The organism is Aquibacillus salsiterrae (assembly GCF_028416595.1).
Classification (GTDB): Bacteria; Bacillota; Bacilli; order Bacillales; family Amphibacillaceae; genus Aquibacillus_A; species Aquibacillus_A salsiterrae.
This window is the reverse complement of record NZ_JAMQKC010000007.1, coordinates 16,614-32,450: the sequence shown is the minus strand read 5'-3', so window position 1 is coordinate 32,450 and position 15,837 is coordinate 16,614. Positions and strand designations below refer to the sequence as shown.

Below are 15,837 nucleotides of genomic sequence, written 5' to 3'. Positions count from 1 at the left end.
GGAAAAGATGAACAAAATTCTTGAAGTGAAGGATTTAAAAGTGAATTTTGAAACATATGGCGGAAGTGTACAAGCTGTTCGTGGAATAAGCTTTGATTTGCATAAAGGTGAAACATTGGCAATCGTTGGCGAATCTGGTTCTGGAAAGTCAGTTACAACAAAAGCTCTAATGGGGCTAATTCCTACTCCGCCTGGAAAAATCACTTCAGGTGAAATCTTATTTAACGGTAAAGATTTAACTAAGCTAAAAGAAAAAGAATTAGAGAAAATAAGAGGCCGAGATATTTCGATGATCTTCCAGGATCCGATGACGTCTCTTAACCCAACGATGAAGATTGGTAATCAAATAATGGAAGGTCTTATTAAACACCAGAACATGGACAAAGGAAAAGCGAAACGTCGGGTCATTGAGCTGCTCGAGCTTGTAGGAATTCCTAACCCTAGTGCTCGAGTAAATCAATACCCACATCAGTTTTCAGGTGGGATGCGGCAACGGGTAGTAATAGCTGTTGCTCTTGCGTGTAATCCAAAGATTTTACTTGCTGATGAACCAACAACTGCTTTAGATGTAACGATTCAAGCACAAATTCTTGAACTGATGAAGGACATTCAACAAAAAACCGAAGCTGCAATTGTCTTTATTACCCATGACCTAGGAGTAGTTGCAAATGTTGCTGACCGAGTTGCTGTCATGTATGCTGGTAAAATTATTGAAATTGGAACTGTTGACGATATCTTTTATAACCCAAAACACCCGTACACATGGGGGTTGTTAGGATCAATGCCAACTGTTGATAGTACGGAAGATGAATTAGTCGCAATACCAGGAACACCACCAGATTTAATTCATCCACCAAAAGGGGATGCCTTCGCTCCTCGTAATCCATACGCCATGAAAATTGATACAGAGATGGAGCCACCATTATTTAAAGTGTCGGATACACATTATGCGGCGACATGGCTATTACACGAAAATGCACCCAAGGTTGAGCCTCCATTAGCGGTTAAGCGGAGAATGGAGGGAATGGCAAGTGGTTTAAACAACGGCAATTCTGGAGGTGACTTTTCTTGACCGAAGAAAAATTACTTGAAGTTAAAAATTTAAAGCAACATTTTAAAACCGGTAGAAGACAGGTCGTAAAGGCTGTTGACGGGATTTCCTTTGATATTTATAAAGGGGAGACGTTTGGTTTAGTTGGCGAATCGGGCTGTGGTAAATCTACTACTGGGCGTACAATCATCCGTCTATACGATGCAACAGATGGACAGGTTATCTTTAATGGAAAAGATGTTCATGGAAAAAAATCAAGAGGTCAACTGAAGGAATTTAATCAGAAAATGCAAATGATTTTCCAAGACCCTTATGCATCTTTAAATCCTCGAATGACTGTAATGGATATTATTGCAGAAGGATTAGATGTGCACGGATTGACGAAAACACCACAAGAGCGTAAAGCGCGTGTTGAGGAGCTGTTAGAACGTGTCGGCTTAAACAAGGAACATGCCAATCGCTATCCACATGAATTCAGTGGTGGTCAAAGACAAAGAATAGGAATCGCACGGGCTTTAGCTGTCAATCCAGAATTTATTATTGCAGATGAACCAATTTCTGCATTAGATGTGTCAATCCAGGCACAGGTAGTTAACCTGCTTAAAGATCTTCAAAAGGAGCATGGCTTAACGTATTTGTTTATTGCTCATGATTTATCGATGGTAAAATACATTAGTGATCGGATTGGCGTTATGTATTTTGGTAAGATGGTAGAGTTAGCTGACAGTGAAGAGTTATACAAAAACCCGATCCACCCGTATACAAAATCTTTATTATCGGCAATTCCATTACCAGATCCAGACTATGAGCGAAACCGTAAACGGATTGTTTATGACCCATCACAGCACGATATAAGTGAAGCACCGGAATTTAGAGAAGTTCGTCCCAATCACTGGGTTCTTTGTACAACCAAAGAATTTGAAACGTATAAAACAGAATTTCAAAACAAGTAATTAATCTTTACCAAAAGACAATCTGATTTAAAATAGATGAATTCAACCCCTCTACCGTGTCAGGTAGAGGGTTTTTTGAGGGATGGGAAATATAAAAAAATCAAGTGCTGCCTAGCCCCTCGGGTCATAAGTCAATCCCTTTTGTGGCAAAGACCACCACGTCAGGTCTTGTCTTATGCCTGTCGGGGCTAAGCAGGCGCTCTCCGCTTTTCCTACTGTCTAGCTCCGAGCGCCTAGCCCCTCGGGGTCATAAGTCAATCCCTTCTGTGGCAAAGACCACCACGTCAGGTCTTGTCTTATGCCTGTCGGGGCTAAGCAGGCGCTCTCCGCTTTTCCTACTGTCTAGCTCCGAGCGCCTAGCCCCTCGGGGTCATAAGTCAATCCCTTTTGTGGCAAAGACCACCACGTCAGGTCTTGTCTTATGCCTGTCGGGGCTAAGCAGGCGCTCTCCGCTTTTCCTACTTACATAAAATAACAGAAAAAACTTGTACAATTTTATACTAATACAGGGAAATCAATTATATAATAATACAAAATACACCATTGGGAGATTGATAGTATATGGGGAAAATAGAACGTAAACTTATTAGCGTGATTGTTTTGATTACACTCAGTATTCTTTTGCCCCTAAGTTCTGTAGGTGCAGCAACTGATGAGGAAACAATGACTGCTAAACTGCATTCCTTGCACGTAACAAAAGTTCAGAAGTATGAGATACCTGAAAAGATTTCTCGTTTTTACTATGATTCTGGTTTAGACTTTGAATACCCTGATGCTGTCCGAGGTATTTATGTGACGGGACCGTCTGCTGGAGGAAGTAAGTTCGAAAAGTTATTGAACCTAGTAGAAACAACTGACTTAAATGCTATGGTTATTGATGTTAAAGAAGATTATGGCAATTTAACCTTTAAGCCAGAGGAAGGCTCTCCTTATGAAGATATCGCTTTGAACTACATTAATAACCCAAGAAAAATGTTAGAGGTACTAGAAGAAAAGGGAGTTTATCCAATTGCGAGAATAGTAGTATTCAAAGATACAATTCTTGCAAAAAAACGACCCGATCTTTCTTTTACAAAGAACGGTCAAGTGTGGTCTAACGGAAATGGCGACTCATTTGTAAGTCCATTTAAAAAGGAAGTTTGGGAGTATAACGTAAAGATAGCCCAAATGGCTGCTGAAATAGGATTTCAGGAAATACAGTTCGATTATGTCCGTTTTCCAGAGGGATTTGAACGAAGAGATAAGGAACTAACTTATGACATGGGTGAATACGCAAATTTAGAGTTAGATGATGTGCAAACACGGGTAAAGGCTGTAACAGATTTTGTAGCCTATGCTAAAGACCAATTATCCTATTACGATGTTGATGTTGCTGTTGATATCTTTGGCTACTCTGCAACCATTCCTGAAGCTCCAGGTATTGGCCAAAATTTCTCGAAAATCTCGAGTAATGTAGATGTCATCTCTTCTATGATATATCCAAGTCATTGGACATCCTATTTTGGGATTGATTTTCCAGATAAAGAACCATACCGATTAGTTACGGAATATGCCAAAGTTGAAAACAAAGTGCTTGAAAAATTAGAAAATGCTCCTACATCTCGACCGTGGATTCAAGATTTCGAAGCGCCATGGCTATATTCAGGACCTGCTACTGAGTATGGAAAAGAAGAAGTTGAAGCACAAATTCGAGCCCTTAATGAAAATGGTATAAATGAGTTTCTCATCTGGAATGCCGGCAATAATTATTCAGAAGGTGTCGATTATACGCCTTGATTACGGATTATGAATGAAGCTCTCAAAACGACCCAGTCTTTGACAGGGTCGTTTTTGATTTTGGTCATCATGTTCATCCTAAAATTAATGGATTACTATTACATATTTAGGGTATGATTAAAATGATTGCAAGAAAAGATTATCGATTTGGGTTTAACAGATCCAACAATTTCCGTTATAATAATAATGGACTACGTCAAAAAGGGAGTAAAGCTATGTCAAAAAACTGGTATGAAAAGTTAAATGAGTATTTCCCTATTGAAGAAATGAAATCGAAGGAACATATGGAGACGCTACTAAAAGAAAAAGGGGACGTTTACTACAAAGACGAAGGACCACATCACGTGATGATGTATGCTGAATTTGAATCCTTCATTTTTATTGATTACCTTTATGTATCTTCCGCTTCAAGAGGACAAGGGCTAGGACATAAGCTTATTAATAAGCTGAAAGAAAAACAAAAGCCTATTATTCTTGAAGTTGAACCCGTTGATTATGAGGATACAGATACAGAAAAACGATTGCGTTTTTATCAACGTGAAGGTTTTACACATGCTCAATCGATTGGTTATAATCGACGTTCTTTAGCTACCAATGAAGAAAATCCGCTAGAAATTCTTTATTGGACGCCAAAAGATGAGGATGAAGAGTCTATTTATAATCAAATGAAAAAAATGTATGAAGATATCCACACATATAAAGATGAGGAGATCTACGGTAAATCATATCAGCCAGTAGAAGAGGTGCTCTCATATGATGATGAAAGGTCATCTACTGATATATTTGACGGACTAAAGAATAAAAACTCTTGATTTTTAAAATGAAAAGTATTTCAAATAATTGGTTTAAGGATGTTTGGAAAAGGGTATTGATATGTATTGAAGTGTTTAAAAAAAATAAGTAATTTTTATAAAAAAATAATACATGGTCTACCCTTCAATTGACAAATGTAGTATACTTGTACATAGAAGAGTTATTTAAAGTAATTTTAATTTAATATATTCTTCAATTTTCACGAACTTACAATAAATAATTTGCATATCGAGGAGTGAAGTTTCATGGTAACACTTTATACCTCACCAAGTTGTACATCTTGCCGTAAAGCTAAGGCCTGGTTGGAAGAACACGACATCCCGTTCACAGAAAGAAATATCTTTTCAGATTCTCTTACTCTTGATGAAATTAAAGAGATATTGAGAATGACAGAAGATGGTACAGACGAGATAATATCAACACGATCTAAGGTTTTTCAAAAGTTGGATATGAATCTTGATCAGTTACCACTAAAGGATTTGTTCAACCTGATTCAAGAAAATCCTGGGTTATTACGTAGACCAATCATCTTGGATGAGAAAAGATTACAAGTTGGGTATAACGAAGACGAAATTAGACGTTTCCTACCGAGAACGGTAAGAACATTCCAATTAAGAGAGGCTCAACGAATGGTGAACTAAGAAAAAAACGCAGGTCTTTGATAAGAAGACCTGCGTTTTTTCTTACTAGAAAATTCAGGAGATGTCTACTCCGCTTCCTATCCCTTTTGGGGGCATAAGTCTTTTTCGATTGTCGACACGTGTAAAAGGAGCAGTGTGAAAGTTTACAAATTTTTTTGAAGGCTCAATCTGGTGACAAATTACTTGAATTAAGTTAAAATATATATTTAATACGCTATGATACTCCAGGGACATCCACCCATTTATCCGAAAATTAGGTGTTTATATTTTCATTATGAAATCATTTATCATAAAATGTAACAAAGAGGATTAAAATCTTGGTAAGGTGATTGAAAACTTTGAATTGGGGAATGGTGTGAGTAGGAGTGAAAACTAGGTGAAGTTATCCCTTCCACCTAAACATTTTAAGAAGGGAGAGTTGAAAATGGAAATAGAAAGAATAAATGAAAACACAGTAAAATTTTATATTTCCTATTTAGACATTGAAGATCGGGGATTTGACCGGGAAGAAATCTGGTACAATCGTGAAAAGAGTGAACAGCTATTTTGGCAAGTAATGGATGAGGTAAATTATAACGAAGAAGATTTTAATATAGATGGTCCACTATGGATTCAAGTTCAAGCCTTGGATAAAGGATTAGAAATTGTCGTAACAAAAGCTCAAATTTCCAAGGATGGACAGAACCTAGAGCTAACAACTGAAAATGGAAAAACAATTGATATGCCAGTCGATGAAAAGATTGAGTCTCTATTAGAAGAGAAGTTTGGTTCTCATATGGATGTAGAAGAAGAAATTCATGCACTTGATGAATTATCTTTTATCCTGGCTTTTCCAGACTTTGAAGATGTAATACAATTGAGTCATCACTTTACGACTGTAGATGGGTTGGAAGAAAGTCTATATCATTTTGAAAACCAATATTTGCTTCTATTACAGTTTGATGATGAGAAGCTTAGTGATGATGAACAAGAAGATATCTTGAGTCAAGTGTTAGAATTTGGACTAGAGTCTAGTGTAACCATTCACCGCTTACAAGAATACGGTAAACCAATTTTTGAAACAAATGCACTAGCTAATATAAAACAATATTTTATTATTAAGTAAAAGGCATTCGAGAAAATCGGGTGCTTTTTTTTTTTGATAGATAACGAAAGTGTAAAAAAGTCCACGCGTGGATCATCTAGCGATAGCCACGTAAAGCTTCTGCGCTCCCCCTCAAAAGTAGTAGTCAATCCTCTACATGGTACAGACCGTCATTACGAGGCTTGTCTTACGCTTTTTTTAATTTTAAAAAAGGTATTTGTTGTCTTTTATAGAATAATATAAGCATTAACCAATGGAGGTGAGCGGTTCATTGTTACAAGCGCTTGATAAAGAAGGAAAGTCCGTTATCCCTGCGCAATTAACTCATGAAGAAATTAGTTTTCTTAAGAGCAACAATTCATTTGTATGTCCTGTATGTAGAGAAGATGTTATCCTTAAAGCTGGCAATAAAGTTCTAGCACATTTTGCGCATTTACCCAATAGCAATTGTGCATCAAGCAAGAATGGGGAAACGCTTTACCATGAAAGGGGGAAACTTGATTTATACCAATGGCTAGTTAGACAAAGGATTCCGGCTAAGCTAGAAGTTTATTTACCGGACATCAAGCAACGCCCAGACCTATTAATACAGCTAAATAAGAAGCAAATAGCAATCGAATATCAATGCGTTCGAATGTCCGAACAGGAATTTATAGATCGAAACAATGGATACAAAAGTCTTCACATTACTCCTATATGGGTGTTAGGCGGAAATCGAATGAAGCGAATTGGTCACCATCAACTTTCGCTTGATTCCTATGATACCTTATTCATTCATCAATATCATTCAACAACTCCAACGACGGTATATTACTATTGCCCCAACAGTAAGCAATTCGCTGTTTTTCAACATTTATATGCTAGTGGAAGGAAGAAAACATTCGGTAGCCTTCATTTCTATCCTCTAAATGATATTCTGTTCAAGCAATTATTTTATGATCATCCATTTCCTAACAAGGATATATGCTCCGATTGGACAAAAGAAAAATACACTTACCGAACAAGATATCAACCAAAAGTTTCGGCACAAGAAGCATATTGGAGGAGATCCCTTTATATTAAAGGACTTCATCCATCTTTGTTACCTGCAATTATCCACCTGCCAAATCCGTATCAATACTTAATGAAAACACCTCCTTGGGTATGGCAAAGTGACTTATACCTGAACATCCTTTTGAACTTTCAAACATGCTCGTTAAGTTTATGTGAAAGGTATATTAAAAAATATGAAAAACCCTCAAGCTATCCACTCATATTCATTCATCCAAAACCTGTTTTACATTACCTGAATTTGTTAATAACATTAGGGTACCTTATCCAACTTGATTCATCGAATTATTCACTGGTTAGACAGGCGGAATTTCCAAAAACAATTGAATACGGAATGGAACAGGACCATTTAATTATGCAGCAGTTATTTTCTTCACCAATCAAAACGCATGAATATTAGATTGTAACGATATACTAGAGGTGAGAATAATAATGGAATTAAAAGGATTTCTTAGACAGGTAGTAGAAATTACTACTAGAGGAAAAAAAGGAGGATATAACTTTGGCAAAAGAATTACAAAAACGTGATCAGGTTCCTGTTGAGAAAACTTGGAAGTTAGAAGATATCTTTTCATCCGACGAGACTTGGGAAAAAGAGCTAGAAGCAATACGTGAGGAATTGCCGAAATTTAAGGCCTTTCAAGGTAAATTAGATGAATCAGCTGATAAACTCTATGAGCTTCTCACTTTTCAGGATTGTGTATCGGAACGAATTGGGAAGTTATTTACATATGCCCACATGCGATACGATCAAGATACGACGAATTCCTTTTATCAGGCTGTAAATAGTAAGGCTGAGAATTTGTTAACACAGGCCTCTAGCTCAATGAGCTTTATCGTTCCTGAAATCCTATCGATTGATGAAACGAAACTGAATCGTTTTCTAGAAGAAAAAGAGGAATTAAATCATTATAAGCATGCTTTAAATGAAATTACGCGAAATCGACCACATATTTTGAGTGAGAAAGAAGAGGCGTTATTGGCTGAAGCTTCCGAAATAACGGATAACGCAGCACAAACGTTTGGTATGTTAAACAATGCTGACCTTACCTTTCCTTCCGTTAAAGACGAAAATGGGGAAGAGATTGAGCTTACGCATGGGCGCTATATTAATTTCTTAGAGTCATCCGACCAACGTGTTCGCAGAGATGCATTTAAAGCAATGTATGAGACATTTGGTAAATTCAAGAATACATTTTCCTCCACCTTATCTGGAGCAGTCAAAAAGGATAATTTCTATGCTAAAATTCGTAATTACGATTCTGCACGGCAATCGGCTCTAAATAACAACAATATTCCAGAAGAAGTTTATGATAATTTGGTGGAAGCAGTAAATGAAAGACTACCACTTTTACAAAGGTATGTTGCTCTTCGGAAAAAAGTATTACAATTGGATGAATTACACATGTATGACTTATATACGCCGCTAATTAAAGATGTGACGATGAAATTCTCTTATGAAGAGGCACAGGAATATATATTGAAGGGGCTCGCGCCTTTAGGAGAAGAATATGTAAGCAAATTAAAAGAAGGATTTGAACAACGCTGGATAGACGTGGAGGAAAATAAAGGAAAAAGGAGTGGGGCTTATTCATCTGGTGCATATGGTACAAATCCATATATTTTGATGAATTGGCAAGATAATATCAATAACTTATTTACGCTAGCGCACGAATTGGGCCATTCTCTTCACAGTTATTATACAAGAGAAAACCAGGCCTTCCGTTACGGAAACTATTCCATCTTCGTTGCAGAAGTAGCCTCTACTTGTAATGAAGCATTGCTAAATGAATACATGATAAATCATACCACAGATGAAAGGGAAAAAATATTCCTCTTAAATCATTTTCTAGAGGGATTTAGGGGCACTGTGTTCAGACAAACGATGTTCGCTGAATTTGAACATGATATCCATATAAAAGCCCAAAATGGTGAAGCATTAACAGCAGATAAATTAACAGAACTATATTATGAGTTAAATAAGAAGTACTTTGGTGACGATTTAATTGTAGATGAAGAAATTGGATTAGAATGGGCGAGAATTCCACATTTCTACTATAATTATTATGTCTATCAATATGCGACAGGATATGCTGCAGCTACCTCCTTAGCTTCCCAAATACTAAAAGAGAAAGAACCAGCCGTGGAAAGGTATTTGAACTTCCTTAAAGCAGGAAGTAGTGATTATCCAATAGAAGTATTGAAACGAGCGGGTGTAGATATGGCAGAAAAGTCACCAATCTTAAGTGCACTTGACGTATTTGAGGAAAAGTTAACCGAGATGGAAAAATTAATAAAATAAAGATTTAAGCTACAAACAAAGGCCAAGCCGATGAAAGCCCGGCTTGGCCTTTTAATGGGGTTGCGGAGTTCTCTCTAGGTTTACCTTTACCTAAAACCTCTAAACGCGCTACGGTGCGTGACAGAGAAGATCGTCAAATAAATCGATATGAAAAGCATCGGTAATGTCAGATAAATGGGGATAAGGCGCATAAGGCCAATAATATTAAAGGAAAATGATATAACAGTTAAACTGAAGAAAAACAGGGGAGCAAATTTCCTCATTCCAATCCCTCTTTCTACAAGAATCATCTTAGTTTAGTTATCGTATTATATGCGGTTCAACAATAAAAAAGAAGTGTGACATTTTTGTGAAATTATGAACATACAGTTGAATTATCTGTCTAAACTTGCTATAGTTAACTTGTGAGATGTTTAACAAACAAAAAACCCCTTTGTTTGACCTGAAACTTTCTCCCATCCCTCCTTGTCTAATAAAAGACTAGGAAAAAAAGATCATGCCACGGCATGATCTTTTTTTGAAAGAAAAGAAATATAAAAAGTTCCAAGAGCCTGTCTAGCGCAGGGCACCTACCCTCTCGAGGTCTTTAACCAGTATGATAGGCCGATAAACCATAGTATCTGTTTATCCTTGTGTTTAGGTGAAGAAAAAGTAAATTTTAAGATCTAACCAACATATTTCCAAAACGATCCGTATTTTACTGGTACTTTCTCAACAACTTGCATAAGTTGAAGTTTTTTCATTTCTTTCTCTGTTTTCTCCAATGACCAGTCATACACAACAGAAATCTCTGTTGTACCAACAAAATCGTAGTGGGATAAAAAATCTTCTAGCTCGGGCTTGTTTGCAGGAGTAGGAGTTATTTGAAGCATTTGTTTCAGAACCTTTACGTAAATATCATATGGATAGAGTCCGGATAATTTTAATCCTTCCTCTTCCTCCGACTCGTTGAAGAAAACCATGGTAGGAATATACTCAACTTCCATTTCTTTCGTTAGTTTCAAGTCACACTGCAATGCCTTTCTAGCTGAATTGGAATACAGATCATTTTTAAATTCATCGAGATCCAGGTTTATTTCTTCTGCACATTCTAATAAAACTTCTTCCTTGGAAATGTCCTTCTTTTTTAAGAAGGCATACTCCTGCATTTTACGCAAAAACTTTCTTCCTGCTTTCTTGCCTTGAAGCTCGGCTGCTTTAACTGCTATCGAAGCTATCCATGGGAAAGAAATTGGATTTTCAATCCAAATATCACCGTCACAACACATACCTGTTCGACTAGACGTTTTTTCCCAAATGTCTTTTAGTTGTTTTGGTTTATCAAATTTGTCCTTATTCAATGTCGTTAATTGTCCACTTAAAATTGGACGAAGTGTAAAGAATCTACCGTATTCGATACTCAATTTTTTTAAATATGGTTCTAATGACCAGCATTCTGGACAAAGTGGGTCAACAAATACATAAATTTCCAATGGTTTCTTAAGCAAATCTAAGTAGCCATACTGTGCCGTAGAATTTACTCTCTGGTAGTTTGATGGCCCAGAAGGATTAGAACTCACATTAATTCTCCTTTCTGCTGATCATCGGGTGTGTTCATCATATGTTGTGCAGTTAATGTAAGTCGTTCCAAGATAACACTCCGGTATGGTTCTGCAATGTCTACTTGATCAATTGCAGCTTCCATACAACTTACCCATGCATCTTTTCGTGTCGGTGTTATTGGAAAGTCGAGGTGCCTTCTTCGCAACATTGGATGTCCGTGTTCTTCCATATATAAAGGCGGTCCTCCGAAAAACTGTGTGAGAAATTGTGTTTGCTTACGTGCCGTTTCTGATAAATCATCCGGAAAGATTGGAGCTAAGTCCGGATGCTTAGCTACTCGGTTATAAAATGCATCGACAAGTTCCTTTATTTTTTCGTGTCCACCAATTTGTTCATAAATTGTTCTAGCATTCATTTTACCAATACCCTTCTTAAGTCAGAGGTGATTCATAAGAAGAATCATATTTGCTACTTATTTTAACAGTGTGGCAGCAAAATCATCAACTTATCTGTTTGCTTATGATAGATATGCCTAATTAATAGTTAAGAGAAGTATAAAAACGTTCAATTTTATTTGGTGCTTTCGAGTATTTAATACTATGGTTTGCTAAAACCTCAAAAAATATTTTCTCTCCATGGTCCTTAGTATTTGCTTCTAGTTCTAGTTCATAATCAGATATGCCATTATAAATACTATAATCAAGCACAACGGTAGTTTCCTTATAGTTCGTTTCTAGTCTATATGTTTTAAGTGCGCCACCATAGTGTAAATGAGCAAAATCGATACCAAGCTTATTTAATTGTTTGGCAACGTGAGGCTTTGGAAGGATATTGCCCTTTAGCCATTCCCTGGCTTCTTGCTCAGATAGCGTATCATGAGTTTCTAATAATCCGTCTTGATAAGGCTCTTTAAGTGTTAGCTGCCACAAATTGTTTACTTCTCTAATTCGTAACGCAACTTTAGCGTTTTTTAATTTGAAATCATTAGTCTCAAAGTAATGATTTGTCTGTTCAATTGGAATAGCATAATCCAATTGAAGTGACTTTCGAAGTTTATCATATTCTTGCTTAGTTAACATATTTTTAAATTCAATTTCTATTTCCTGAGCCAAGGCTACCCCTCCAAGTGATGAAGTTCTACTTTCCATTTTGTAAAAAAATCAGCAAAATTGCAAAAATCTAGCTCCGAGCGCTTATCCTCTCGAGGTCTTGTCTTATGCTACCTTAGGGCTTAGCAAGGCGCTTGCGCTTTTGTTATGATACAATATGATAGATATTAGTTGAGCTTAATGATTTAAGGGGGGAGCTCCGAAGTGAATTGGGAGGCTTTTTTAGCACCTTACCTTCAAGTAGTTGAAGAGTTAAAGGTTAAGTTAAGAGGGATGCGTGCACAGTTTGAACATGAGTCAAAGCATTCACCAATTGAGTTCGTAACAGGAAGAGTTAAGCCTGTAGCAAGCATTTTAGAAAAAGCGTATCAGAAAAATATTTCGATTGATCAAATCGAAGCGGAAATACAAGACATTGCAGGTTTACGTGTGGTCTGCCAATTTGTTGATGATATTTATACTATTGTAGATATGTTAAAAACTAGAAATGATTTTGAAATTGTTGAGGAAAAAGATTATATCCAAGAAAAAAAAGAAAGTGGTTATCGCTCCTTTCACTTAGTTATAAAATACCCAGTTGAAACAATAAGAGGAGAGAAGCGTGTTATTGCAGAAATACAAATTCGAACTTTAGCGATGAATTTTTGGGCAATAAACGAACATTCGTTAAACTATAAATACGAAGGTCAAATACCAACCCAAATCAAAGCTAGATTAAAAGCCGCAGCAGAAGCAGCATTTAATCTAGATGAAGAAATGTCAAAAATAAAAGATGAAGTGCAAGAAGCCCAACGTATTTTTCATCAAAATAAAAATAAGCACTAGCACTAACTAAAGGGGGAACCAACTACGATGAAATTCGCAATTACTTCAAGAGGTGACCAAAAATCAAACGAGATCAAAACAAGAATGACGAACTATTTAACTGATTTTCATTTGGTTCTTGATGAGAGTGAACCAGATATTGTTATTTCAGTTGGTGGTGATGGAACTTTTTTAGAGGCTTTTCATACATATAATCATCGTCTAGAACACACTGCTTTTGTTGGAGTTCATACAGGACACTTAGGATTTTATGCAGATTGGGTACCTGATGAAGTTGAAAAGTTAGTCATAGAGGTTGCTAAAAATCCCTTTCAGATTATTGAATATCCATTGTTAGAAATAACCATCCATCCAAATGATGGGGGAAATGTAGATCGTTTTTTAGCCTTGAATGAAAGCTCTGTTAAAACAACGGAAGGCTCTGTTGTGTTAGATGTAAGTATAAAAGGGGAACACTTTGAGCGGTTTCGTGGGGATGGATTATGTATCTCTACCCCTTCAGGAAGCACTGCCTATAATAAGGCGTTAGGTGGTGGCATTATTCACCCATCATTAGAATCTATTCAAATAACAGAAATGGCTTCTATTAATAACCGGGTGTTCCGCACGATTGGTTCCCCGTTAATTTTGCCCAAACACCATATCTGCGAATTAAAGCCAATCTACGCAGATAGAAGCTTTCTCATAACCATTGATCATATAACAAAGAGCTATACAAATGTAAAAGCAATTGAATGTAGGGTAGCAGAAGAAAAAATCCGCTTCGCAAGATTTAAGTCGTTTCCTTTTTGGAAAAGGGTTCATGATTCCTTTATATCCGATTCAGACCAGCGTAAGTTTTAATAAGCTACATATATGTCCGCAATACTTGCTAAGTTTATTTGTGAGCGAAAATGCAATCATAGTTACTGCTCATTATCCATCTATGTATCACGTCAAAAGCAACAATCTATAAGAAAACAGCCTTAATTTATTAGAAAGGAGACGACAGTGAAATTTACGATAGACAAAACAGCAGAGGGACTACTAGTCCGAGAATTTTTACTTAATAAAGGTTTTTCCCGAAGAATTATAAAGGCTATCAAATTCCAAGGTGGTTGTTTACTTGTAAATGGCGAACCGTGTACCGTTCGGAAACAGCTACATACAAACGATGTTTTAGAAGTGGAGTTACCTCAGGAAACGAGAGGATTACATATGGAACCTGAAAAAATTCCATTGAACATAGTCTATGAAGATGAAGATGTCTTGGTTATTGATAAACCATCAGGAATGGCAACAATACCATCGTTTCAGCATCATTCAGGTACAATCGCAAACGCCATACTTGGTTACTACGAGGAACTAAAGCTCACTTACACGGTTCATATAGTCACTCGTCTAGACCGGGATACAACAGGATTATTACTCGTTGCAAAACACCGCTTTAGCCATTCTGTTCTGTCCAAAGACCAGAAAGATGGTCGTGTTAACCGGCGTTACGAAGCTATTATCCAAGGGCACTTGGATGATAAGGAAGGAATAATTGATGCACCGATTGATCGCATGGAAGGTTCAATCATTCAACGGACAGTTAAAGAAGGTGGACAGCATGCGATCACACATTACCGTGTAAAACAAGAAACGACAAACTATTCGTTGATTGATGTTAGACTAGAAACAGGTAGGACCCATCAAATCCGTGTCCACTTTTCTTACCTCGGTCATCCTTTAATTGGAGATAGTTTGTACGGTGGGGATACTTCTTATATAAAAAGACAAGCGTTACACTGTAAGTCGTTAGCTTTCAACCATCCAATGTCAAAAAAACGCATCCAACTTTCTTCTTCTTTACCAGACGATATGAGAAAGATAATAAAAGAGAACTAACCTGCTAGGAGAAGTTAGTTCTCTTCATGTGTATGGAATTTTTCAGGAACAAATGGTTGTTTAGAAGGCACAGAAACAGTTATTTCTTCTGGCAAACAAAATGCACTTAATGCATTCCCAAATACACATCCGGTATCGATATTGATTGTCTTGTTTACCATTCTCGGTTCCTTAACCGGAGTGTGCCCATAAACAATCCATCTTTCTCCTTGATAGTGTTGTGCCCAGTCACGGCGGACTGGTCGTCCATCAGGGTGAGTTTCTCCAGTAATATCCCCGTATAGAACAAATGTCTTCACTTTTTTGTCGGTTCGACCAATATAATCTTCTCTAATACCAGCATGAGCGATAACAGCATTTACTTCCGGTAGTACTAAATATAATGCTGCATTCTCGTATAAAGTCATAAAGTGGTGCCTAATTCTTTTTTGGTCTTTCCCATTTAAAGCTTTGAATTCCTGAACAGTTGTTTCTAGACCGTGCTGTTCTTTTACTTTGTTACCTAAGAAATACCGATAAAGTTTATTGCAATGATTACCTGGAACGTAATCAGCAACTTTCTTTTCAATGACCATCGTATAGACGAGGTTAATCGTTTCAATAGAGTTAGGACCTCGATCAGTTAAATCTCCGACAAATACAGGTAGCCTCCCATCTGGATGAATGGGAACATCATCCTTCCATTGATAACCTAACTTTTCAAATAAGGATATCAGTTCATCAAAGCAACCATGAATATCACCAATTATATCGACCTTCACATTTATTCCTCCCGAAAAAATATTACACATAAAAAAAGAGTGGAAGTCTCCTATTATCCTT

Annotated in this window: 15 protein-coding genes; 11 read left to right on the top strand and 4 right to left on the bottom strand. The window is 36.9% G+C overall.

The genetic code is table 11. The features are described 5' to 3' along the window. The first annotated feature begins 7 nt into the window (after positions 1–7). The 8 genes from NC799_RS09805 (at position 8) to pepF (ending at position 9,670) form a co-directional block, all read left to right on the top strand. Entirely contained in the window at positions 8–1,072 is a 1,065-nt protein-coding gene (locus tag NC799_RS09805) for an ABC transporter ATP-binding protein (protein ID WP_272446273.1), read from the top strand. Then, on the top strand, positions 1,069–2,004 hold the full coding sequence (locus NC799_RS09800) for an ABC transporter ATP-binding protein (protein WP_272446272.1): 936 nt from the start codon (positions 1,069–1,071) through the stop codon (positions 2,002–2,004). The genes NC799_RS09805 and NC799_RS09800 overlap by 4 nt, the downstream gene beginning before the upstream one ends. Positions 2,005–2,565: 561 nt before the next feature. Next, the gene (locus NC799_RS09795) at positions 2,566–3,780 is read left to right on the top strand and encodes a putative glycoside hydrolase (RefSeq protein ID WP_272446271.1); all 1,215 of its coding nucleotides are present in this window, start codon (positions 2,566–2,568) and stop codon (positions 3,778–3,780) included. A 215-nt stretch (positions 3,781–3,995) separates the two neighbouring features. Continuing rightward, complete coding sequence (locus NC799_RS09790; protein ID WP_272446270.1) at positions 3,996–4,592, top strand: GNAT family N-acetyltransferase; 597 nt, start codon at positions 3,996–3,998, stop codon at positions 4,590–4,592. A 246-nt stretch (positions 4,593–4,838) separates the two neighbouring features. Next, positions 4,839–5,234 carry a transcriptional regulator SpxA gene (gene spxA, locus NC799_RS09785; protein WP_272446269.1) on the top strand — a complete coding sequence of 132 codons (396 nt, stop codon included), beginning with the start codon at positions 4,839–4,841 and terminating at the stop codon, positions 5,232–5,234. A gap of 424 nt (positions 5,235–5,658) precedes the next feature. After that, positions 5,659–6,339 (top strand): adaptor protein MecA, encoded by a 681-nt coding sequence (gene mecA, locus NC799_RS09780; RefSeq protein ID WP_272446268.1) that lies wholly within the window; start codon positions 5,659–5,661, stop codon positions 6,337–6,339. A gap of 250 nt (positions 6,340–6,589) precedes the next feature. Then, a complete protein-coding gene (locus tag NC799_RS09775) occupies positions 6,590–7,768 on the top strand; it encodes a competence protein CoiA (RefSeq protein WP_272446267.1) in 1,179 nt (392 codons plus the stop codon). Positions 7,769–7,864: 96 nt separating this feature from the next. Continuing rightward, a complete protein-coding gene (gene pepF / locus NC799_RS09770; RefSeq protein WP_272446372.1) occupies positions 7,865–9,670 on the top strand; it encodes an oligoendopeptidase F in 1,806 nt (601 codons plus the stop codon). A 665-nt stretch (positions 9,671–10,335) separates the two neighbouring features. Here the strand turns inward: pepF and NC799_RS09765 are convergent. The 3 genes from NC799_RS09765 to NC799_RS09755 form a co-directional block, all read right to left on the bottom strand. Continuing rightward, entirely contained in the window at positions 10,336–11,229 is an 894-nt protein-coding gene (locus NC799_RS09765) for a ClpXP adapter SpxH family protein (RefSeq protein ID WP_272446266.1), read from the bottom strand. Then, positions 11,226–11,627 carry a globin domain-containing protein gene (locus tag NC799_RS09760; protein ID WP_272446265.1) on the bottom strand — a complete coding sequence of 134 codons (402 nt, stop codon included), beginning with the start codon at positions 11,625–11,627 and terminating at the stop codon, positions 11,226–11,228. The genes NC799_RS09765 and NC799_RS09760 overlap by 4 nt, the downstream gene beginning before the upstream one ends. A gap of 121 nt (positions 11,628–11,748) precedes the next feature. Next, positions 11,749–12,324, bottom strand: a complete 576-nt coding sequence (locus NC799_RS09755; protein WP_272446264.1) for a CYTH domain-containing protein — start codon at positions 12,322–12,324, stop codon at positions 11,749–11,751. A 201-nt stretch (positions 12,325–12,525) separates the two neighbouring features. Here NC799_RS09755 and yjbM point away from each other — a divergent pair, with 201 nt between their 5' ends. The 3 genes from yjbM to NC799_RS09740 all read left to right on the top strand — a co-directional run bounded on the left by yjbM (position 12,526) and on the right by NC799_RS09740 (position 15,015). Then, positions 12,526–13,146, top strand: a complete 621-nt coding sequence (yjbM, locus tag NC799_RS09750) for a GTP diphosphokinase (RefSeq protein ID WP_272446263.1) — start codon at positions 12,526–12,528, stop codon at positions 13,144–13,146. A 27-nt stretch (positions 13,147–13,173) separates the two neighbouring features. Then, on the top strand, positions 13,174–13,989 hold the full coding sequence (locus tag NC799_RS09745; protein WP_272446262.1) for an NAD kinase: 816 nt from the start codon (positions 13,174–13,176) through the stop codon (positions 13,987–13,989). Positions 13,990–14,136: 147 nt separating this feature from the next. After that, positions 14,137–15,015, top strand: coding sequence for an RluA family pseudouridine synthase (locus NC799_RS09740; protein WP_272446261.1), 879 nt, complete (start codon positions 14,137–14,139; stop codon positions 15,013–15,015). A 14-nt stretch (positions 15,016–15,029) separates the two neighbouring features. Here the strand turns inward: NC799_RS09740 and prpE are convergent, their stop codons facing one another. After that, positions 15,030–15,776 carry a bis(5'-nucleosyl)-tetraphosphatase PrpE gene (gene prpE, locus NC799_RS09735; protein WP_272446260.1) on the bottom strand — a complete coding sequence of 249 codons (747 nt, stop codon included), beginning with the start codon at positions 15,774–15,776 and terminating at the stop codon, positions 15,030–15,032. Positions 15,777–15,837: the final 61 nt, after the last annotated feature.